The sequence below is a fragment of the Allomuricauda sp. NFXS6 genome, assembly GCF_040148835.1.
Lineage (GTDB): Bacteria > Bacteroidota > Bacteroidia > Flavobacteriales > Flavobacteriaceae > Flagellimonas.
Genome location: NZ_JAGEMG010000004.1, coordinates 221,782 through 241,920, shown reverse-complemented (window position 1 = coordinate 241,920; position 20,139 = coordinate 221,782). Strand labels below are relative to the sequence as shown.

21 protein-coding genes are annotated in these 20,139 nt (G+C 41.6%); 13 read left to right on the top strand and 8 right to left on the bottom strand.

Translation table 11 applies throughout. The features are described from left to right. Positions 1 to 32: 32 nt before the first annotated feature. Together J4E06_RS08305 and J4E06_RS08300 are read left to right on the top strand one after the other, a co-directional pair. Positions 33 to 785: a class I SAM-dependent methyltransferase gene (locus J4E06_RS08305; RefSeq protein ID WP_349523562.1), complete on the top strand. Its 753-nt coding sequence runs from the start codon at positions 33 to 35 to the stop codon at positions 783 to 785. A gap of 241 nt (positions 786 to 1,026) precedes the next feature. Then, positions 1,027 to 1,533, top strand: a complete 507-nt coding sequence (locus J4E06_RS08300; protein ID WP_349523561.1) for an OmpH/Skp family outer membrane protein — start codon at positions 1,027 to 1,029, stop codon at positions 1,531 to 1,533. A 54-nt stretch (positions 1,534 to 1,587) separates the two neighbouring features. Here the strand turns inward: J4E06_RS08300 and J4E06_RS08295 are convergent, their stop codons facing one another. Genes J4E06_RS08295 through J4E06_RS08275 form a run of 5 tightly spaced genes read right to left on the bottom strand, consistent with a single transcriptional unit; the run spans position 1,588 to position 4,396 of the window. Next, on the bottom strand, positions 1,588 to 2,163 hold the full coding sequence (locus J4E06_RS08295; protein ID WP_349523560.1) for a DUF7010 family protein: 576 nt from the start codon (positions 2,161 to 2,163) through the stop codon (positions 1,588 to 1,590). 19 nt (positions 2,164 to 2,182) lie between these two features. Beyond that, positions 2,183 to 2,359: a hypothetical protein gene (locus tag J4E06_RS08290; RefSeq protein WP_349523559.1), complete on the bottom strand. Its 177-nt coding sequence runs from the start codon at positions 2,357 to 2,359 to the stop codon at positions 2,183 to 2,185. 14 nt (positions 2,360 to 2,373) lie between these two features. After that, a complete protein-coding gene (locus J4E06_RS08285; protein WP_349523558.1) occupies positions 2,374 to 2,823 on the bottom strand; it encodes a hypothetical protein in 450 nt (149 codons plus the stop codon). Between the two features lie 13 nt (positions 2,824 to 2,836). Next, on the bottom strand, positions 2,837 to 3,232 hold the full coding sequence (locus J4E06_RS08280; RefSeq protein ID WP_349523557.1) for a DoxX family protein: 396 nt from the start codon (positions 3,230 to 3,232) through the stop codon (positions 2,837 to 2,839). A gap of 12 nt (positions 3,233 to 3,244) precedes the next feature. After that, positions 3,245 to 4,396, bottom strand: a complete 1,152-nt coding sequence (locus tag J4E06_RS08275; protein WP_349523641.1) for a DNA polymerase III subunit — start codon at positions 4,394 to 4,396, stop codon at positions 3,245 to 3,247. A 181-nt stretch (positions 4,397 to 4,577) separates the two neighbouring features. Between J4E06_RS08275 and J4E06_RS08270 the strand changes: the two genes are divergently transcribed. The 3 genes from J4E06_RS08270 to J4E06_RS08260 all read left to right on the top strand — a co-directional run bounded on the left by J4E06_RS08270 (position 4,578) and on the right by J4E06_RS08260 (position 8,506). Next, on the top strand, positions 4,578 to 5,768 hold the full coding sequence (locus J4E06_RS08270; protein WP_349523556.1) for a phosphoglycerate kinase: 1,191 nt from the start codon (positions 4,578 to 4,580) through the stop codon (positions 5,766 to 5,768). 119 nt (positions 5,769 to 5,887) lie between these two features. Next, entirely contained in the window at positions 5,888 to 7,492 is a 1,605-nt protein-coding gene (locus J4E06_RS08265) for a LysM peptidoglycan-binding domain-containing protein (RefSeq protein WP_349523555.1), read from the top strand. A 12-nt stretch (positions 7,493 to 7,504) separates the two neighbouring features. Next, positions 7,505 to 8,506 carry a DUF4837 family protein gene (locus tag J4E06_RS08260; RefSeq protein ID WP_349523554.1) on the top strand — a complete coding sequence of 334 codons (1,002 nt, stop codon included), beginning with the start codon at positions 7,505 to 7,507 and terminating at the stop codon, positions 8,504 to 8,506. Between the two features lie 75 nt (positions 8,507 to 8,581). On the opposite strand, the gene J4E06_RS08255 is transcribed toward J4E06_RS08260, so the two are convergent. The 3 genes from J4E06_RS08255 to tatA form a co-directional block, all read right to left on the bottom strand. Next, complete coding sequence (locus tag J4E06_RS08255) at positions 8,582 to 8,752, bottom strand: DUF6747 family protein (protein WP_349523553.1); 171 nt, start codon at positions 8,750 to 8,752, stop codon at positions 8,582 to 8,584. Between the two features lie 254 nt (positions 8,753 to 9,006). Beyond that, the gene (locus J4E06_RS08250) at positions 9,007 to 11,058 is read right to left on the bottom strand and encodes an OmpA family protein (RefSeq protein WP_349523552.1); all 2,052 of its coding nucleotides are present in this window, start codon (positions 11,056 to 11,058) and stop codon (positions 9,007 to 9,009) included. A gap of 220 nt (positions 11,059 to 11,278) precedes the next feature. Beyond that, complete coding sequence (tatA, locus tag J4E06_RS08245; protein ID WP_349523551.1) at positions 11,279 to 11,476, bottom strand: twin-arginine translocase TatA/TatE family subunit; 198 nt, start codon at positions 11,474 to 11,476, stop codon at positions 11,279 to 11,281. A gap of 166 nt (positions 11,477 to 11,642) precedes the next feature. Between tatA and J4E06_RS08240 the strand changes: the two genes are divergently transcribed. From J4E06_RS08240 to rfbC, 8 genes are read left to right on the top strand one after another with little or no spacing between them, the layout of a single operon-like run. Next, positions 11,643 to 12,512 (top strand): M23 family metallopeptidase, encoded by an 870-nt coding sequence (locus J4E06_RS08240; RefSeq protein ID WP_349523550.1) that lies wholly within the window; start codon positions 11,643 to 11,645, stop codon positions 12,510 to 12,512. After that, positions 12,513 to 14,012, top strand: coding sequence for a GH3 auxin-responsive promoter family protein (locus tag J4E06_RS08235; RefSeq protein ID WP_349523549.1), 1,500 nt, complete (start codon positions 12,513 to 12,515; stop codon positions 14,010 to 14,012). Positions 14,013 to 14,061: 49 nt separating this feature from the next. Further along, the gene (locus J4E06_RS08230; protein ID WP_349523640.1) at positions 14,062 to 15,750 is read left to right on the top strand and encodes a DUF6909 family protein; all 1,689 of its coding nucleotides are present in this window, start codon (positions 14,062 to 14,064) and stop codon (positions 15,748 to 15,750) included. A 2-nt stretch (positions 15,751 to 15,752) separates the two neighbouring features. Continuing rightward, positions 15,753 to 16,802, top strand: coding sequence for a hypothetical protein (locus tag J4E06_RS08225; protein WP_349523548.1), 1,050 nt, complete (start codon positions 15,753 to 15,755; stop codon positions 16,800 to 16,802). 41 nt (positions 16,803 to 16,843) lie between these two features. Then, positions 16,844 to 17,620, top strand: a complete 777-nt coding sequence (gene rfbD, locus J4E06_RS08220; protein WP_349523547.1) for a dTDP-4-dehydrorhamnose reductase — start codon at positions 16,844 to 16,846, stop codon at positions 17,618 to 17,620. A 35-nt stretch (positions 17,621 to 17,655) separates the two neighbouring features. Beyond that, on the top strand, positions 17,656 to 18,717 hold the full coding sequence (gene rfbB, locus J4E06_RS08215) for a dTDP-glucose 4,6-dehydratase (RefSeq protein WP_349523546.1): 1,062 nt from the start codon (positions 17,656 to 17,658) through the stop codon (positions 18,715 to 18,717). A 5-nt stretch (positions 18,718 to 18,722) separates the two neighbouring features. Beyond that, positions 18,723 to 19,592, top strand: a complete 870-nt coding sequence (gene rfbA / locus J4E06_RS08210; protein WP_349523545.1) for a glucose-1-phosphate thymidylyltransferase RfbA — start codon at positions 18,723 to 18,725, stop codon at positions 19,590 to 19,592. Next, positions 19,592 to 20,137 (top strand): dTDP-4-dehydrorhamnose 3,5-epimerase, encoded by a 546-nt coding sequence (gene rfbC, locus J4E06_RS08205; protein WP_349523639.1) that lies wholly within the window; start codon positions 19,592 to 19,594, stop codon positions 20,135 to 20,137. Before rfbA ends, rfbC begins: the two co-directional genes overlap by 1 nt. Positions 20,138 to 20,139: the final 2 nt, after the last annotated feature.

Here is a 20,139-nt window from a genome sequence, read left to right as displayed (position 1 = left end):
AGTTCGAATTGCATTGGGACCAAAAATTGGATATGCTGGTTACAAAGCCACAGCCTCAAGATCTGGCACCCTATTATGAAAGTGAGGACTACATTTCCCATACGGACTCCAAAAGCTCCTTCACGGACCGATTATACCAACTAGTAAAGTCAAAAAATCTTAAAAAAAAGATTCAATTAGTTGAAAATCAAGTAGATAAAGTTAAAAATTTACTGGATTTAGGTGCTGGGACCGGAGATTTTTTGATTTGTGCCCAGAATTCGGGATTTAAAACAACTGGAGTAGAACCAAATGACAATGCTCGGCTGCTGGCCCATCAAAAGGGTGTTGAACTTCAGGCAAGTTTAAAAGATGTATCAGGTCAAAAGTTTCAAGCCATCACACTTTGGCATGTTTTGGAACATTTGCCCAATTTGGAACAACAGGTAAAAGCATTGGTCGATCTTTTAGAGGATGATGGAGTTTTGGTCGTAGCCGTTCCCAACTTCAAATCCTTTGATGCAAAATATTACAAAGCCCACTGGGCAGCTTTCGATGTTCCCAGACACCTTTGGCATTTTTCAAAAGCGTCCATTTCAAAACTTTTTGCACCTCATAAATTGGAAGTGGTAAAAATAAAACCCATGTGGTTCGATGCTTTTTATGTATCCTTGCTTTCCGAAAAATACAAAGGCAACAAGTTGTACTTGATCAGCGCATTTTTTGTGGGATTGTGGTCCAATCTTACCGCTATCTTCACAAAAGAACAATCCTCACTGATTTACATCCTCAAAAAGAAGAAATAAGCCGTTTTTAAGCCCGCTCTTGGCCTAAGTGAGCAAAAGGAGCACAATTATATTAAGCAAAAAAGATCTGCCCATATCGCCCTGTTTCTGCGAGCCATTAAAATAAGCGCGTTCAATCAAAGTGATAGTTTTTCATAAGAATTATTTATGGGTTGTTGTGCCCAAGATTTCATATCAGAAAAACTTAATGCCAGCTTTCCAAAAAGCTTTGCTATTTTTGCGCATCGATAAAAATCAAATGATGAAAAAATTAGTAGTGCTTGCGATTGCCATCACCGCCATGGCATGTCAGCAAAACAAAATTGGATATGTGGATAGTGTAAAGATCATGGATGACTATCAAGAAAAAGTTGATGTCGATGCCAGGTTCCAAACCAAAGCACAGGCCATGACCAGAAAAAGGGACAGTATTTCACAAGCCTTTCAAATGGAATTGCAACAATTTCAAAGCAAGGCCCAGAGCATGTCGCAGCAAAATGCACAAGAGCAGTATTCCCAAATACAGCAAAGAGGGCAACAAATAGGTCAACAGTTGCAACAAGAGGAGCAACAACTGCAGCAAAAAAGCCAGGCCGAAATGGACACTTTGGTAAGAAAGGTAAAAAAGGAGATCAGGGCTTACGGTAAGGCCAACGGTTACACCTATATTTTGGGTGGTGGTGATGGCGGTTCTGTAATTTATGGAGACGATGCCAAAGACTTAACCGACGAGATCCTTAAGATCTTGAACGATAAGTACGAGAACTAAACGCAATAAAACATAAGTTAAGAAGGCCCACTCTTTAGAGTGGGTTTTTTGTTGTTATGATTTTGTTTTCCGGTAAGAAAGAAACATAAAAATTCCAAACCCAAGCTCTAGTAAGGAACCCGATAGTGCGGATATGGCCGGATTAGCTTTAAAAAAGAACAAAGCAAACGCCGCAGCGCCCAACATACCGCCCAAGACCCAATACGTTTTGATGCCATAAAGCGAACTAAACGTTAAATACCTTCCACCAATGACCAACAGCATACCCTGAAAAAACCAAGCATGTTCCTGTAATGAAAGGAGTAGGGCCAAGGGAATGCACATCAACATAAAAAAGGTCCCTTCCATAATCAATTTTCCCAATGGGTTTTGTTTGGAATGACTGCCTTTAACGCCTATCAATTTAGCCATTAACAGGCCTAAAGGATGAATGAGCATACCACCAAAAAACAAGGTCCATATTGCGGTTTGTGAAGAAACCAAAAAAGCTGCCAAAGCGGCTACCATCCAAACAGTTCCTGAAGCTAAAACCCCCAACGCGCCATCAGCATAGCCTTCACGTAAATCGGCTTGTGCAATTGAAATGGAATCAATAGAAGTTTCCTCTATATTTTGTGTTTGTTTGTTCATTTTTGATGATGAGTTGTAATTACCTTTTTGACTTTTTCTCTCGAATCACGGCAACCATTGCCACAATCAGTAAAATGTTGGAGATGATTCCCCATAGTGCACTATTGCCTTTTTTCAATTCTATCAGGTTGATAACCAAAAGCGCTAAACTAATCACAATAAGAAGTACTGGGGCAATCCCTTTTTTTACAAACATGATTACAGTTACATTTAAAGTTCAATATCAAGTTGTCTTCCCTCTTCCTTGGCCTTGTTGTCCATACGTGAACCCATGGCAAGTCCGATGGACATTCCAACTGGCAGGCCGATGCCCAAATAGGCCATATTGTTTAGGCTGAGCCCTAATGCTGCACCAATGGGAATTCCAAAAACCGTCATGCCCAAGACAAACCAGGTTTTTCTGAAATAATTTATGGGAACAATTTTTAGCTTCTGGGCCAACATACCAACAATTTTGGATTGCTCTTTTCGAATCTCGTTCCGCAATGTTTTGTCGGTATCCGTTATGGAATTAAGTTGCGTTATGTGCTTATTTATCACCAATTCAATCTCTTCGGGCAGCTTCTTTTTTTTGATTTCCAGAATCAACCGTTCAAATTGTTCGTAGGCACTTTTGGTTTTATCAGTGAGTTCAGGGCGTTGGATAGGTTCTAGAATCATATTCGGAAAGGTCTTATTGCATCAAATACACTAAAAAAACAGTCGGAATTAAATAGACCACAATGGTTTGTGCTCCAATATAGTCCTTGGCAACCCGCTGGCCCAGCAACAGCATCAATAAGGTTAGGGCTGAAAGCAAGGCTCCGTAGAACCCAAAAACACTTTCTCCATCAATGGCATATTGAAAAACACCAACGCCACAAAGTATTCCCGAAAGCATTTCGAGCACCAAAACTACGCCAAGCAATAACGGAACGGTCCCATTGAAAATCGATTTTGAAAAATGGTCTGTCAACCACCCAAGATTGCCCTTCCAGTCCAAAAGCTTATCGATTCCGCTCTGTAAAAAAGTTATGGTCAAAAACAACAACAACAAAATTTCTGTGGCATTGGAAATTAAATGGTTCATGGTCAGTTTTATTTAAGCGGCCTTAGCGTGCAAGAGCCGTGTAAGTTTAATGGACAGGTCTGTGAAAATCAATTTGGAGTTTCCGTTGCGTTCCACGTGAAAAATCGCTTCTTCCAACTCCTCTACAATATCCAAAATATTGTTTTCATGTACAAAAGGGGCAAACTTGTTCAAGTCAAAACCCTCCATGTGCACTTTGACGTGTACAAGTTCGTTGGCTTTGTAATTGAGCAAAAGCGCCTGACGCATCATGGTTAGGCAATAGTTGAGGAACTTTTTTTGGACCTCGCGACCTGTTTTCGCCACTTCTTCGCTCCACAAAATCAACTCTTGGATTGCGCCTTTGTTGCCCTTGGCCTTAAAAGCGCTTCGCACCCATTGTACAAACCAGCGTTCGAACACCAAGTCTTCCGAATCCTTGTTCAATAAATCAAGCGCCTTGTTAAAATTACCGTTTGCTTCCAAGGCAATCGTGAGTGCCTCTGTCTGTGAAACTCCCCTGAGCAAAAGCGTATCGGTAATAACTTGCTCCGTCAATGGCGGGAAATTCAAGATTTGGCAACGTGACCGAATCGTGTTGATGATCTGCTCTTCATCTTCTGCCAAAAGAAGTAAAATAGTTTTGTTGGGCGGTTCCTCGATCAACTTTAACAACTTGTTGGCGGCAGAGGTGTTCATCTTTTCGGCCATCCAAACAATCAAGATCTTGTATCCTCCTTCGTAAGATTTCAAGGATAGTTTTTTAACCATATCCTGGGCTTCATCCACCCCGATTTGGCCCTGCTTTTTTTCAATGCCTATGTGTCGGTACCAATCAAACAGGTTTCCATAGGGCTGTTCTTTTACAAATTGACGCCATTCTTCCAAATAATGATCGCTCACCGCATGCGACTTTACCTTATCAGAATTGGAAACCGGAAAGGCAAAATGAAGGTCAGGGTGTGTTAATGAATTGCATTTGGTGTTGCAAACCGTATTTCCCCCATCATTTTCACCACCAGTATTGCCACAGAGCAAATACTGCGCATAAGCAATGGCCATGGGAAGTACGCCGGAACCTTCGGGTCCCACGAACAATTGAGCATGCGCCACTCGACCTGTTTCCGCCGTGGTCAGCAAATGGTTCTTGATGTGCTCAAGCCCTAAAACATTTTTAAAAAGCATGTTCCAAAGATACATTTTTAAGTGGTGAAGTTTTGTTATGAACGGACCATGTAGCATGGAATGCATTAACAGATTATACATAAAAGGTTAAAAACCGTGAAACTTTGAAATATTAGGCCCGTCCGACCCTTGAAAAAGCAGGAAATCTTTACATTTGAAATTCTCAAAAAAGACACACTACATGAAGACGATAGACGATTTTAATTTCGAAGGAAAGAAAGCATTGATCAGGGTTGATTTCAACGTGCCGTTGGATGGCGATTTTAATGTGACCGACACCAGCCGTATTGATGCCGCAAAACCTAGTATCCTTAAAGTTTTGGAAGATGGGGGATCCGCCATATTGATGAGCCATATGGGAAGACCAAAAGGAAAGGTAAATCCAGCAATGTCCCTTTCCCACATCACGGAAACGGTATCAAATATTATTGGGGTACAGGTAAAATTTGTAGAAGATTGTGTTGGCACCAAAGCTGAGGAAGCGGTTGCTGGATTACAAAGCGGGGAGGTGCTTTTGTTGGAAAATCTACGTTTTCATGCCGCAGAGGAAGCTGGTGATGAAGCTTTTGCTGAACAATTGTCCAAACACGGCGATGTTTATGTGAACGATGCTTTCGGTACTGCTCACCGCGCGCACGCCTCAACAACCATTGTTGCCAAATTTTTTCCCGAAAACAAATGTTTCGGATATCTGTTGGCCAAAGAAATCAAAGCGATAGATAAGGTTATGGAAACAGGAGAAAAACCTGTTACCGCTATTTTGGGAGGAGCCAAGGTTTCTTCCAAAATCACCATCATAGAAAACATATTGGACAAAGTGGACAACCTGATCATTGGCGGAGGAATGACCTACACTTTTGTGAAAGCAAAAGGTGGTAAAGTAGGGGACTCCATCTGCGAAGATGATAAAATGGAGTTGGCTTTGGAGATTCTTAAACAAGCAGAGGCCAAAAATGTAAAGGTGTATTTGCCAGTCGATGTTTTGGCCGCCGATGATTTTGACAATGGTGCCAACACACAATTTGTAGATGTGGACAAAATTCCTGATGGATGGCAAGGATTGGATGCTGGTCCAAAAACTCTGGAAATTTTCAAGCAAGTGATTTTGGCTTCCAAGACTATTTTGTGGAACGGGCCAGTAGGTGTTTTTGAAATGGAAAACTTTGCCAAGGGCACCATTGCCGTAGGCAATTATATTGATGAAGCTACGCAAAGTGGGGCATTTTCCCTTGTTGGTGGCGGAGATTCCGTTGCAGCCGTGAAGCAATTCGGGTTCGAGGAGAAAGTAAGCTATGTATCGACAGGTGGTGGGGCCATGTTGGAAAGCCTGGAAGGAAAGACCTTGCCGGGCATTGCCGCAATATTAAGCTAAGTCTCACGTTGTGAGTTATTGGGGAAAACGTTAAAAGAGGGGAAATTTTCTCTCTGGGCTTTACTATTTCGGAAAAAAAAGCCATTTTAGTTTATCCCAACAAATCAAACCTTGTCCAAATGAACCAAAAATTGAAAACAGCTGTTCTGGCGGCCATACTGTTCGCAGCTCCATTTTTAAGCGCTCAACAACAAGATAGCCAACCAACCTCCGAGAAGGATTCCACTTTGCTCCAAGAAGAGGAAAAGGGGACCATAGCGGTATCCACGATTGAAATCGACGGTCAACTGATGGCCTTGGAAACAAAAGAGGACGGAAAGTTCAGACTGCGCGATTTGGAAGAAGCTTGGCGATATGACAGTCTTTGGTTGAACGAGTTGCACAGCAATGCAGAGTTGTTCAGCGATATGTTGTTGGAGATCCAGAATGGTCCAGAGCACGATTCCATTGTGGTGGTGGATTTGCCAACGGATACCTTAAAGGCTCGATTGGCTCGCTTGGATGCAAAAACGCCGTTCAAGATTACCTATAATTCATCCTTGGAAAGTGTGATAAAATCGTTTTTGACACGAAGGAGGGATTTGATGCAGCGCATGATGACCGCCAGCCAGTTTTACTTTCCGCTGTTCGAACAGGAACTGGACAACCAAAACATTCCTTTGGAAATTAAATATTTGGCCATTGTGGAATCTGCCCTTAATCCTAAGGCACGATCACGAGTGGGCGCCAAAGGGCTTTGGCAATTTATGTACAGCACGGGCAAAATGTACGGACTTGACGTGAGCAGTTATGTAGACGAAAGACACGACCCTATTATGGCCACCAAGGCCGCGAGCAAATACCTTTCCAGACTCTATGGTATTTTTGGGGACTGGGATTTGGCTTTGGCAGCATATAATTCAGGGCCAGGAAATGTAAATAAGGCCATTCGTCGTTCTGGCGGATATGAGAACTATTGGAACATTAGGCCATTTCTTCCACGTGAAACGGCAGGATATCTCCCAGCTTTCTTGGCCACAATGTATATTTTTGAATATGCCGAAGAACACGGACTGCAATACAAGAAAGCAGAACGCCCGTATTTTGAAACGGACACCGTCCACGTGAAAAATATGATTACGTTCAATCAAATTTCCAAGTTGGTGGACATTAGCACGGAGGAATTGGAAATGTTGAACCCAGCGTACAAGTTGAACATCATACCCAAAGTAGAAGGCAAAAATTATACGTTGCGATTGCCTACAGCCAAAATTGGCAAGTTCGTATCCAATGAAGAGGAAATTTATGCTTTTGTAAAGAAGGAACTCGATTCCCTGGAAAAGCCATTACCCAATATGGTAACGGCGCAAGACCAGATTCGTTATCGGGTGAAGAGCGGGGATTATTTGGGAAAAATTGCGGAGCGATACGGGGTTGGTGTCAGCCAGATCAAAAGATGGAACGGATTGCGAAGCAACAACCTTCGAATAGGTCAACGCCTGACCATTTACCCCAGAAAACCCTATATAGCCAAAAACACAAACAAAAGCGCTAGTTCAAAACCCTCTGGAACTGCGGTTGCGGGAGGTTCCAAAATCCATACGGTAAGATCCGGCGATTCGCTTTGGACGATATCCAAACAATACCCTGGAGTTTCCATTGAAAATTTGCGAGAATGGAACGGTATTAGCGGTAATAACCTAAAACCGGGCACAAAACTTAAATTGTGCGATTGTTCTTCGTAAATTTAACACAAGATGAAAAAATTAGGAACACTTTTAGTCGCCACAGCTTTGTTGGCGTTTGGAGCCTGTAAGGACTCGGGATCAAAGAAAAAATTTTTACCACCTTCAACTGGGGGAATCAACTCCTTGATGGTTATTATGGACACCGAACTTTGGAGAGGTCCCGTTGGTGAGAAAATCAGGGATGAATTTGCAGCGCAGATTGTTGGTTTGCCGCAAATAGAGCCCAAGTTTTCCATTACACAAATACCACCAAAGGTTTTTAAGGGCACAACTACCCATTCCAGATCCATTCTTTATGTGGAACAAGATTCAACGTCTTTGGCGCATATTAAGGACAATGCGTATTCCAAGCCACAAAAGGTAGCTGTAGTTACAGGCCCAACGGAAGAAATAATGATCAAAAACCTGGATTCTTTGGCGGATAGAGCCATACAGGAATTTAAAGCGAACGAAATAGCCGAAGCACAAAGAAGGTTCGAACGTTCTTTGAGCAAGGACAAGGCTTTGGAAGAACAATTTGGAATTCAACTGAACGTCCCATCACTCTATAAGGTGGGCAGAAGAGAAGAGAACTTTGTTTGGATGGACATTCAGATTCCGAAGGGAACCATGAACATCATTGCCTATGAAATGCCTTGGGACTACTTTAGCAACGATTCCACATTTGTGCAGGACATTGTAAGAATGCGGGACTCGGTTGGCCAAAAGTATATCCCCGGCCCCTATGAAAACACTTATATGATTACGGAAAAGGCGTTTGCTCCCTACGTTTTTCCTGCGGAAATAGGCGGGAAAAAGGCAGCTGAGGTCAAAGGGGTTTGGGAAATCCATGGATACCCGATGGCAGGCCCATTTTTAACATACATCATCAACGATAAACCCAACAACAGAAAATTGATTCTAGAAGGCTTCACTTTTGCTCCCTCTGAGGCAAAAAGGGATTATATGTTTGAGCTGGAAGCGATATTAAAAACCGTGGATTTTACACCTTCAGATGCCGCATCGGACTAGAGCAGTACAATTTATCAAAAACAAAGAGGCCCGGATGTAACATCCGGGCCTCTTTGTTCTTTAAAGCTTAGGGGGTTAATCAAACGCAAAGCCCGTAGCTATTCTGTACACAAATGCGTAAAGCACTATAAAGAACATGATAAAGCTGAACCAAGCGAATATTTTAAAATATTTTTCTAGAATGATGTGTCCCAAATTGCGGAACCCTTCCAAATAAATTTCTTTAACGAGTAGTAATTTTTTCATAAGTATGCTTTTTAAGATTTAAAGACAGGTCAAAGATTTGAATTCGCCAAGGAGAACCGAAAATATGGGGATGAAAAACAAGAATACTCGGGTGAAAGACTTTGGTACATGGCAATAATCTTCAAGACCATTGGTTTGATCGATAAAATACATATTGCCCCAAACAGGTCAACGAACAAAAACATCGTTGAAATACGATAATCCACTCAAAAAAAGACTAAAATCTTCCGAAAAAGGAATGATAAGAATACTTTTTATTCGGAAACAAGGATAAATTCGGACCTTCTGTTCAATCGATGGTCATCTGGGGCGCAAGGGTGCCCATTGGAACAATTGTTCAACAAACGCTCTTCGCCAAAGCCTTTGGCACTGATAATTCTTGAAGGGTCCACACCTTGCGAAATCATATAATCACGAGTTGATTTGGCACGTTTATCGGATAAATATTTGTTGTAGGCTTCCGGACCAATGGCATCGGTATGGGATTCAATTTTCAAGGACAGATTTTCGTTTTCTTTTAGCACCGTTATCAGTTTGTCCAATTCTTGTGCAGCTTTTGGGGTAACTTGGTAGCTATCAAAACCGAAATATACATTGCTGGGCTCAAAAACCTCGGCAACAGGCTTTTCCTCAACGATTTGTTTGAGGTATTGGGATACTTGAATGTTTTCGTTGGTCTTGGTTTTAACGGATAGACTATCTTTTGAAAAACCTTTTTTAGTGGCTACGAGCGTGTAATCCGTTGTTGGGTTCAGGTATTTAAAAGTGTAGCTTCCCGTTGTATCCGCAATGGTTTTGTTGATCAAATCCCCATCTGTACCGTACAGGGCAATATTTGCGCTGCCTATGGGCTCCCCAGTGGACAAGTTTTGGACAGCACCGGAAATACCATTCAAATTAAGGGTGTATACAAAGGAATAAATATCATCATCGCCCTTGCCTCCTTTGCGATTGGATGCGAAATACCCCTTTTCTCCGGTTGCATCAACAATATAGGAGAAATCGTCTCTGTTACTGTTGATGGGCGCACCCAAGTTAATGCCGACACTGAATTGCCCGTCCCAGCCATCAGATTTATATACATCCAAACCACCAAGTCCCATCGGCCGGTTGGAAGAGAAATAAAGAGCGTTTTCGGTGACGTAAGGGAACATTTCCTTGGCATTGGTGTTGATGGTCCTTCCAAGGTTTTTTGGCTCGGAGAACGCGCCGTTTTCGTAAATGTCCACAACATAAATGTCCGTGCCACCAAAACCCCCAGGTCTATCGGAAACAAAATACATTTTTTTGCCATTCGGACTGATGGATGGGTGGCCCGTGGAGTAGTCTTCGCTATTGAAAGGAAGTTCTTCGGCCTTGGACCACGCATCGTTAACGAATCGGGAACGGTAAATTTTTAAATGGTTGATGCCGTTCTTGCCCCTTTTAAGTCGCTTGCCATAGTTGTTTCGGGTAAAATAAATGGTCTTTTGGTCGGGGGAGAAAGCCAAAGAAGCTTCGTGGTATTTGGTATTGATGTTTTTGGAAAATTTCTTTGGGGGTGATAAATCTCCTTCCTCGTTCTTGCTTTTTGCTATATAAAGATCCAAAAATGGCTGATTGGTCCAACGATACTTTCTTGTGGTCAAAACGGAGGAATCCTTTGCCGACGAATAAACAATATCGGAACCATTATGAAACATCGGCGAAAAGTCGGAATAAGGGGAGTTGACGCCCAAATTCTTGATAGTTACCGAGTATGCCCCTTTCCAAGTATTGTTTTTGATTTTTTCAAGCTCGTTTAAGGGTTCTCCTCTTTTTTCTCTTAAGATTTTGGTCAGGGCTGCAGCCCTTCTGTACTTGCCGGTTCCCTTAAGGGTTTGGGTATACTTAAAAAAAGTATCGTCCTGCATCTCATTTTGGTACAATTGATACAGCTCGTTGTACCACTTGTAGGACTTTTCTAAATTACCGATGTAATAATGAGAATCCCCGGCTTTGGACAATAGTGGCAAAGTATGCTCAGCTTCGGTTTTTTCCAGCACAATGTCGAACATACGAGCTGCCTCGGCATACCACATTTTATCAAAGTACGCGTTAGCTTTTTCAATAAGTTTATCGGCAATCCCTTCTTTTTGAAGGTGTTTGCTAAGGTCTGTTTCGCTTAAACCATCTAAATTATCGACTAAACGGGCATTATCGGAAACCGTTACATTGGCTTTTTTATGAGGCGTGGAAGGTGTCCCGTCATATTGGGATAGCGCAAGCTCTTGGGAAAATATCCCAAGGGAACAAAACAATAAAATGAGCAAGATCAGTCTTTTCATTACCACTCCATCTGCGCAAACGAACAATTGGTGTTCATTTGGAGGTTAAGCATATAGAGGCCTAACAGTTTAGTTTGAACCGCTAAAATAGGATAAGGTAAGTGGGGTGATAATTTTTTGTTGTGAAAGGGCGAATTTGCGACGTTGAATACCAAAAAAATGTTGTTGTTGGTCGAAAACCATTTAAGAACACAGTGTGTTTCAGGCCACAAGAATCAATTTAGGATTTTGACTCGTTTGCTTCACCTTCCAATTTGTCGTCTTCTTTGGTAGCGTTCTTAAATTCTTTAATTCCGCTTCCAAGCCCCTTCATAAGTTCTGGAATCTTTCTGCCTCCAAAAAGCAAAACTACCACGGCAACGATCAAAACAATCTGCCAAGGACCTAGCATACCAAGAAATATAGTTTGAGCAATCATATCTACAAAACCTTTAATTAGAAATGTAAAAGTACTAAAAAGAAGTGGAAGAGTATGTTCGATTAACGAAAATTAGCATTTCAAAATGAATTTTAAGAACTTATCGGCTTCAGCTTTTTAAAAAGCTTAACATGCATATTAAAATCTAAGACTATCTTTGTTATCCATGGCAAAGGACAAAAAGAAAAGAAAGGAGATAAAACGCAAGCTACTGCACAAGTACCGCTTGGTGATTCTGAACGAAAGCACCTTTGAGGAAAAGATATCCTTTAAGCTGAACAGGCTCAATGTTTTTGTCACGGGGACTTTGTTCATCATCGTGCTGATAGGGGTTACCACCTTGATCATTGCATTTACACCCTTGAGGGAATATATCCCGGGATATTCGTCAACCAGATTAAAAAGACAGGCCACGGAGCTTACCTATAAAACGGATTCCTTGGTTACCGTCCTCAATTATACCAACCGGTATTTGGACAATGTGAGAAAAGTGTTGCGCGGCGATATAGAGAACAACCAAATGAATCGCGACTCCCTATTTGAGCAATACAAGTTGGACCCGGCTTCCGTGGACCTTACCCCTATTCGGCAAGACCTGCTTTTAAGGGAAGAGGTGGAACTTGAAGATAAGTACAATCTTTTTGAAAGGGATGTGGAGAATCTGGGAACGTTGTTTTTTTCGCCTGTAAACGGTACCGTATCCCAAGAATTTGACCAAAAAACAAAACATTATGCGGTAGATTTAGTGGCCCCACGAGAAACACCGGTAAAATCAATCGCCGATGGCACCGTGCTTTTTGCCGAATGGACTACCGAAACAGGGTATGTCATCATCATAGAGCATCAAGAGGGCATTACCTCTGTTTACAAGCACAACGGTTCCTTGAGCAAAACTCAAGGCGATTTGGTAAAGGCGGGCGAAGTAATAGCCTCCATCGGAAATACGGGAGAGCTCACAACAGGGCCACACCTCCATTTTGAACTTTGGAGAAAAGGAAAACCCGTGAATCCTCAGAACTACATTGATTTCAACTAAATGTCCCTAAAAGCATTTGCAGCAAAAATATTTGCCAATCGGATAGCCAAAAAGACCAAAAAATGGGTGGACCAGCCGGTGAAAACCCAACAAAAGGTGTTTAATCAGCTGGTGGCTCAAGCAACGAACACTGTTTTTGGCAAGGAGCATCAGTTCCAAACAATTAAGTCTCATCAGGATTTTGTAGAACGGGTTCCGATTCGTGATTATGAAGAATTAAAAGGCTACGTGCAGCAAATCATAGATGGGGAAGAAGATGTACTTTGGCCAGGAAAGCCCATTTACTTTGCTAAAACATCGGGCACTACTTCGGGAGCGAAATATATCCCTATTACCAAACCATCCATTAAGAATCAAGTAGAGGCTTCACGCAATGCCATTCTCAACTATATCCACGAAACAGGGAATGCCGATTTTGTGGATGGCAGAATGATTTTTTTACAGGGAAGCCCAATTTTGGAAGAAAAGAACGGCATTAAGTTGGGGAGACTCTCTGGAATATCGGCACACTACGTGCCCAACTACCTTCAAAAAAACCGATTGCCCAGCTGGGAAACCAATTGTATTGAAGATTGGGAGACCAAGGTCGAAAAAATTGTTGAGGAAACCGAAAAGGAAAATATGACTGTTATTGCAGGGATTCCTTCTTGGGTACAGATGTATTTTGAAAAACTCAACGCCAAGACGGGAAAAAAAGTGGGCGATCTTTTCAAGGAGTTCCAATTGTTCATTTACGGTGGTGTGAATTACGAGCCCTACCGTGCCAAGTTTGAAAACCTGATAGGAAGAAAAGTGGACAGCATTGAGCTATTTCCCGCAAGTGAAGGCTTTTTTGCCTATCAAAACTCGCAAAAGGAAAAGGGCATGCTTTTGCTTTTGGATGCCGGTATTTTTTATGAGTTTGTAAAAGCAGATCAGTTTTTTGACGAAAGTCCCAAAAGGTTGACCCTTGCGGAAGTGGAACTGGATGTGGACTATGCCATGGTAATTTCCACCAATGCGGGGCTGTGGGGCTACAACCTAGGGGATACCGTTCGGTTTACTTCTAAAGATCCTTATAAAATAGTGGTTTCGGGAAGAATCAAACATTTTATATCCGCTTTTGGAGAGCACGTAATAGCCAAGGAAGTGGAGGAAGCCTTAAGATTGGCCATGGAACAGACGGATGCCGTAGTCAACGAGTTTACCGTGGCGCCGCAAACGAATCCAGATGAAGGGGAGCTTCCCTATCACGAATGGTTTATCGAGTTTCAACAGGAACCAACGGACTGGGATAAATTTTCCGAAATCATTGAGGAAAGTATGAAAAAGCAAAACAGCTATTATTTTGATTTGATCGAAGGGAACATCCTTCAACCATTAAAAATCAGTAGCATCAAACCCAATGGTTTTCAAGATTATATGAAATCCATTGGAAAACTGGGAGGGCAAAACAAGGTACAGCGCCTTGCCAACGACCGTAAAGTGGCAGATGGATTGCAACCCTTTAAAATAAGTTGACCTAGAACAGCTCTATTTTTATAGGAAATCACTTATTTTGCCAGAAGATATGACGGCAACAGAAGTAAAACAGACTACCAGGGCACAGGAGTCCACCAATGCAATTGAGCGTTTGTACATTACTATGCGCCATTTGCTCAATCGTGGATTCTACAAACCATCGGGCGTTTCTGGCAATGCTCTTCGGAACGCACTTTTATTGTTAAGGCCCGAAATTTATGGTACTATTGCGGAGGACAAGGCCGAACTCAATGGGTTGATCTATGTATTGGAGCGTTTGCCCGAAGGCATAGAAGAGTGTCGATTCATCAACCTAACATCGGATGAAGGCTTTGCAAAATCTCACCTAATAGCAATAGTCCCCCCAAAAAGAAGAAGAAACTGCTACCGAATCGATGATGAACAGATGAACATCGAGATTACTCGGGGCAGAAGCGATATCTATGATATTTTGACCCACCTTACCTTTTTGTTCGTAGAGTCCGGTAAAATCTCAAGAAGGGTATTGGTCGACGATGGCAATGCCACCATTCGCGATTGGGACAAGCTTACCGAGTTTGTCCTCAGCGAGGAAAAAGACAACGATGAAAGGGAAGTCGCCATGATACATTGTGCCAATATTTTAGGGAGAACCTTTGATGAGGTCGTTGATATTCAAAATAAATTGAAAACTCCCGAGGATCCCGACCGCTTTTTAAATGTAATCTATTGGTTGGGCAAATTGGCGATTGAGGAAGAAACCACGGGGAATAAAAGGACGATTACTTTCAGTCCCTTGTTGCGGGAGCGCTTGGGACACCACTTGCACGGAGAAAAATGGGCGGACAAAATCAAGAAGACTTTAAAGGAGAACAACTTAATCCATAGGCCTCTTCATATTATCAGTGCCAATATGCACAGTGTGATGAACTCGTTGTTCGCAAAAAAGGCCTTGGCAAAAGAATTCCCCGACAACGAGTCATTGGATATCTATGAAGCGTTGGGTTCGGCAAAACATAGGAGCTTGAACCAAAAGGTGCAAAATCTAGCGGAAAAGAACGGTATGATTTTTTTGGATGACGAATCCGGTGCCAATATTGATGTGCAGATTTTTGACACGGCCAAGTTCGGAAAACAAAGTTGTTGCTATACCCTGCCCGACAATGTTCTGCAGGAAGAAAAACCCGTTATATTTGTGATGGATTACGCCTTTGGGGAACAGGCCTATGAAACCATAGATGAACTATTGAAACCGATGGAAGAAGGAGATGAAAAGATTTTTCTGAATGTAGATTCAGTTTCCATAATGGGAAAGGCAGGAATTCTGGAAGGAGGCAAGGGTGATTTGATGATTCCATCCGCCCATATTTTTGAAGGGACAGCGGACAACTACCCTTTTAAGAATGAATTGAACGGCTCGGATTTTGAAGGCCACGGCTTAAAGGTAATGGAAGGAACTATGGTCACCGTATTGGGAACATCGCTTCAAAACCGGGATATTCTCCAGTTTTTCCATGAATCCACTTGGAATGTGATAGGTTTGGAAATGGAAGGCGTGCATTATCAAAAGGCAATACAATCGGCATCCCAAATACGAAAAAGCATAAAAAAAGATGTTAAGGTACGATATGCTTACTATGCATCGGACAATCCTTTGGAAACAGGAAGCACATTGGCTTCGGGAGGATTGGGAACAACAGGGGTAAAGCCCACATATTTAATTACGGACAGGATTTTAAAACAAATATTCAACTCATAGGTATGGCAGACCAACCAGTAAATCAGAATAATTCGGATGAAATAGATTTGGGGCAATTGTTCCAAATGATAGGAAGGGGCTTTCAAAAGTTCTTCAACTTCATCGGTAGCATTTTTAAAGGAATTTTCCATGTGATCATGCTATTTCTTCTTTTTGTTCAAAAGAATATTATTGTTATTGGAGCTGCAGTAATTATCGGAGGTGTTGGAGGTTTTATTTTAGATAGGGTGCTGCCGGAAAAGTATATTTCCAGAATGGTGGTGGAACCTAACTTTAATAGTGTTCAGCAGCTGTACAACAACATAGCCTTTTATAATGATTTGGCTAAAGCACAGGACTCTGTGGCTTTGGCCACGGCATTGAACATTACAGAGCACGAAGCGGCCAGTATTAAAGAAATTTTCACCGACTCATATTCCGATGAAAACCAGAAGATAAAGCTCTTTGACCAATTTATCCGTGGATTGGACACTACTACGGTAAAGGCAATAGATTATGAGAACTACCTTCGAAACTTTAATTCTATGGATGCGAGGTTTCACCAGATATCAGTGATCAGCACCGATAATAGAGTGGCCAAGAAAACACAACCAGCAATTATCAACTCTATTTCCGTCAATGAATACTTCAAGTTACAGAAGAGAATCAATGATGAGAACCTGGAACTTCAAGAAGATATTTACAAAAATCAATTGGTGGAAATAGACTCCCTCCAAAGCCTATACAGGACTGTTTTGGTCAAAGAAGCGGACAAACCAATGCAGGGCACTAGCATCAATATGGCCGAGGGAGGAGACTCTAAAGGAAGAGAACTTGCCCTTATACAAGAAAAGGATGTGTTAAAAGAACGATTGGTCGAATTGAATGAAGAAAGGGCCAATAAGTCAACGATTATAAACGTGATCAGTGATTTCCCCACAAGAGGTGTAGAGCAGAAGGGAATCTGGAGCAGCTATAAGTTTAAACTCCCTATTTTACTATTGATATTGGTGTTCGGTATCTTGGCATTGTTGGAGCTTAACAGGTATTTGAAATCCTACAATCAAAAATAATCTAGGTTTTTAGTTTGAGGGAAAATCAAAAAGGGAGTACAATGAGACGAATCTTGGTAACCGGTTCGGGCGGTCAACTAGGACTAACGCTACAGGAACAGGCCCATGATTTTACAGAAGCTTCTTTTGATTTCAGAACATCCAAGGAACTTGATATTACCCGACGCGCCCAAGTAACCCAAGTTTTTCAACATGGGGAGTATGATTTCTGCATCAATTGTGCTGCATATACGAATGTGGAGGAAGCAGAGAAAAATCCCAACAAGGCATTTGCCGTCAATGCAGAAGGGGTAAAAAACCTTGCTGAGGCCTGTAGAATAAAAGGAACCACCTTAATACATCTGTCTACGGACTATGTTTTTGATGGGGAAAAGAAGGGAGGCTATACCAGTGATGACACTACCAATCCAATCAACGTATATGGAAAGTCCAAGTTGGCCGGGGAAAAATTTATTCAACAGATATTACCCAACCATTTCATAATTCGCGCATCTTGGTTGTATAGCAAAAAGTACGGTCATAATTTCTATCGTACAATTGTTAAAAAGGCTAAATTGGGAGAGGAGCTTCACATTACCGATGCCCAAAAAGGATGTCCGACCAATACAGAGGCATTGGCGATATTTATTTTGAAAGAAATCGTAATGGGGAACAAACCTTTTGGCATTTATCATTTTACGGATGGCAAACCCATGACATGGTTTGACTTTGCAAAACAAATAGTGGATGAGAATGGGCTGACAGGCAAGGTAAAGCTTGTTTTGGATTCGAATTATCGTACTTTCGCAAAGAGGCCAAAAAACAGTGTTCTTTCCTAACATTTTGGGGATACTAAGATTTTAAGGGAGCTTATATGGAAAAGAATACCCGTAAAAATATTTTGATTACTGGAGGAGTCGGTTTTATTGGCTCTCATGTAGTTCGACAGTTTGTCACCAAGTACGGCGATTATCACATCTTCAATCTGGATGCCTTGACCTATGCCGGGAATTTGGAAAATCTTAAAGATATAGAAAAAGCTCCAAATTATACATTTGTAAAAGGGGATATCACCGATGCAGATTTTATAAATCATCTTTTCTTTCAAAATAGCTTTGACGGTGTAATTCATTTAGCAGCTGAGTCCCATGTGGATCGTTCCATTACCAATCCATTGTCTTTTGTGCGGACCAATGTTTTGGGTACCGTCAATTTATTGAATGCCTCTTTGGAACTGGCCAAGGACAATCCAAACTTTTTGTTTTATCATATCAGTACCGATGAGGTGTTTGGAAGCTTGGGCAAAGATGGATTTTTCACGGAAAACACATCCTATGACCCAAACTCTCCCTATTCTGCATCCAAGGCAAGTTCAGATCACTTTGTCCGCGCGTATGGGGAAACCTATAAATTACCATTTGTTATTTCCAATTGCTCCAACAATTATGGTCCCAACCAATTCCCCGAGAAATTGATTCCATTGTTCATTAACAATATCATACAAAATAAGCCGTTGCCTGTATATGGCGATGGAAATTATACTCGAGACTGGCTGTTTGTAAAAGATCATGCCAAGGCAATTGATTTAATATTTCACGAGGGAAATAGGGGCGAAACCTATAATGTTGGCGGTTTTAATGAATGGAAGAACATTGATTTGACCCAATTGTTGTGCCGATTGATGGACAAAAAACTCAACAGACAGGAAGGAGCTTCAGAAAAGCTGATAACCTTTGTCAAAGATCGTCCCGGACACGATTTAAGATATGCGATCGATGCTACCAAAATCAATCAAGAATTGGGCTGGAAGCCATCCGTAACATTTGAGGAAGGACTGGAGAAAACCATAGATTGGTATTTTGACAATCAGGAGTGGTTAGATCATGTTACCTCGGGAGATTATTTGGAATATTATAAAAAGCAATATCAAGCATAAATAAAATGAAGGGAATCATTTTGGCAGGCGGTACCGGCAGTAGATTGCACCCACTTACCCTTTCGGTGAGCAAACAGTTGATGCCCATTTATGATAAGCCGATGATCTATTATCCCTTGTCCACCCTAATGTATGCTGGAATCAGGGAAATACTTATTATTTCCACACCAAAGGACCTCCCGTTGTTCCAAGAACTGTTGGGCGATGGACAAAAGTACGGTTGTGCCTTTTCCTACGCAGTACAAGAGGCCCCCAACGGATTGGCGGAAGCCTTTATTATTGGGGAAGATTTTATTGGTAAGGACAAGGTAGCCCTCATTTTGGGGGACAATATTTTTTACGGCGCAGGTTTGTCCAAATTGTTGCAAGCAAACAATGACCCTGATGGAGGAATTATTTATGCTTACCGAGTCAACGACCCACAGCGATATGGTGTTGTCGAGTTTGATGAAAATGGAAAAGCCATCAGTATTGAAGAGAAGCCAAAGAAGCCTAAATCCAATTATGTAGTGCCAGGGATTTATTTTTATGACAATGAAGTTATCTCCATAGCCAAAAGCAGTAACCCCAGTATCAGGGGCGAATTGGAGATTACGGATGTGAACAAAGAATATTTAAAAAGGGGTAAGCTCAACGTAAGCATATTGGACAGGGGCACGGCTTGGCTGGATACCGGCACGTTCCAGGCCTTGATGCAAGCATCACAATTTGTGGAAGTCATTGAAGAGCGTCAAGGCTTGATTACAGGATCTATTGAGGTGGCCGCCTATGAAATGGGATATATCACTGAAAAGCAACTGAAAGATTTGGCCGAGCCCCTGATGAAGAGCGGTTATGGAGAAAGATTGTTGGCCATATTGAACAAAGAAGCATGATAAAAGCGACAGAGACAAAGCTGAAGGGGTGCTTTATTTTGGAACCCGAGATTTTTGAAGATGAGCGGGGCTATTTTTTTGAGAGCTATAACCACAGGGATTTTTGTGAAGCTATTGGCAGGGAAGTAAATTTTGTGCAGGATAACCAATCTTTTTCCAAAAAAGGAGTGTTGAGAGGTTTGCATTTCCAAAAAGGAGAGCATGCCCAAGCTAAGCTGGTTTCGGTGTTGCAAGGAATAATTCAGGATGTAGTGGTAGATTTGCGTAAAAATTCCCCTACTTTTGGCGAGCATTTATCAATTGAACTGAACAGCGAAAACAAAAAACAATTGTTTGTACCTAGAGGGTTTGCGCATGGATTTTTAACTTTGAGTGAATCGGCTAGAGTTTTGTATAAATGTGATAATTATTATAATAAAGAGGCTGAGGGGGGGATTAGATTTGATTGCCAAGAACTGAATTTAAAATGGTTAATCGGTCCTGACAATTTGCTCCTTTCTAAAAAAGATAACAACTTGCCAAATTATTTAAGTACATTAACATAAAA

Coding starts and splice junctions, on each gene's coding strand:
- J4E06_RS08240 (WP_349523550.1), top strand. CDS start 11,643: ATGGCAAAGGACAAAAAGAAAAGAAAGGAGATAAAACGCAAGCTACTG.
- J4E06_RS08230 (WP_349523640.1), top strand. CDS start 14,062: ATGACGGCAACAGAAGTAAAACAGACTACCAGGGCACAGGAGTCCACC.
- J4E06_RS08260 (WP_349523554.1), top strand. CDS start 7,505: ATGAAAAAATTAGGAACACTTTTAGTCGCCACAGCTTTGTTGGCGTTT.
- rfbB (WP_349523546.1), top strand. CDS start 17,656: ATGGAAAAGAATACCCGTAAAAATATTTTGATTACTGGAGGAGTCGGT.
- J4E06_RS08270 (WP_349523556.1), top strand. CDS start 4,578: ATGAAGACGATAGACGATTTTAATTTCGAAGGAAAGAAAGCATTGATC.
- J4E06_RS08280 (WP_349523557.1), bottom strand. CDS start 3,232: ATGAACCATTTAATTTCCAATGCCACAGAAATTTTGTTGTTGTTGTTT.
- J4E06_RS08225 (WP_349523548.1), top strand. CDS start 15,753: ATGGCAGACCAACCAGTAAATCAGAATAATTCGGATGAAATAGATTTG.
- rfbA (WP_349523545.1), top strand. CDS start 18,723: ATGAAGGGAATCATTTTGGCAGGCGGTACCGGCAGTAGATTGCACCCA.
- J4E06_RS08295 (WP_349523560.1), bottom strand. CDS start 2,163: ATGAACAAACAAACACAAAATATAGAGGAAACTTCTATTGATTCCATT.
- J4E06_RS08300 (WP_349523561.1), top strand. CDS start 1,027: ATGAAAAAATTAGTAGTGCTTGCGATTGCCATCACCGCCATGGCATGT.
- J4E06_RS08250 (WP_349523552.1), bottom strand. CDS start 11,058: ATGAAAAGACTGATCTTGCTCATTTTATTGTTTTGTTCCCTTGGGATA.
- J4E06_RS08285 (WP_349523558.1), bottom strand. CDS start 2,823: ATGATTCTAGAACCTATCCAACGCCCTGAACTCACTGATAAAACCAAA.
- rfbD (WP_349523547.1), top strand. CDS start 16,844: ATGAGACGAATCTTGGTAACCGGTTCGGGCGGTCAACTAGGACTAACG.
- J4E06_RS08305 (WP_349523562.1), top strand. CDS start 33: ATGCTGGTTACAAAGCCACAGCCTCAAGATCTGGCACCCTATTATGAA.
- J4E06_RS08275 (WP_349523641.1), bottom strand. CDS start 4,396: ATGCTTTTTAAAAATGTTTTAGGGCTTGAGCACATCAAGAACCATTTG.
- J4E06_RS08235 (WP_349523549.1), top strand. CDS start 12,513: ATGTCCCTAAAAGCATTTGCAGCAAAAATATTTGCCAATCGGATAGCC.
- tatA (WP_349523551.1), bottom strand. CDS start 11,476: ATGATTGCTCAAACTATATTTCTTGGTATGCTAGGTCCTTGGCAGATT.
- J4E06_RS08255 (WP_349523553.1), bottom strand. CDS start 8,752: ATGAAAAAATTACTACTCGTTAAAGAAATTTATTTGGAAGGGTTCCGC.
- J4E06_RS08265 (WP_349523555.1), top strand. CDS start 5,888: ATGAACCAAAAATTGAAAACAGCTGTTCTGGCGGCCATACTGTTCGCA.
- J4E06_RS08290 (WP_349523559.1), bottom strand. CDS start 2,359: ATGTTTGTAAAAAAAGGGATTGCCCCAGTACTTCTTATTGTGATTAGT.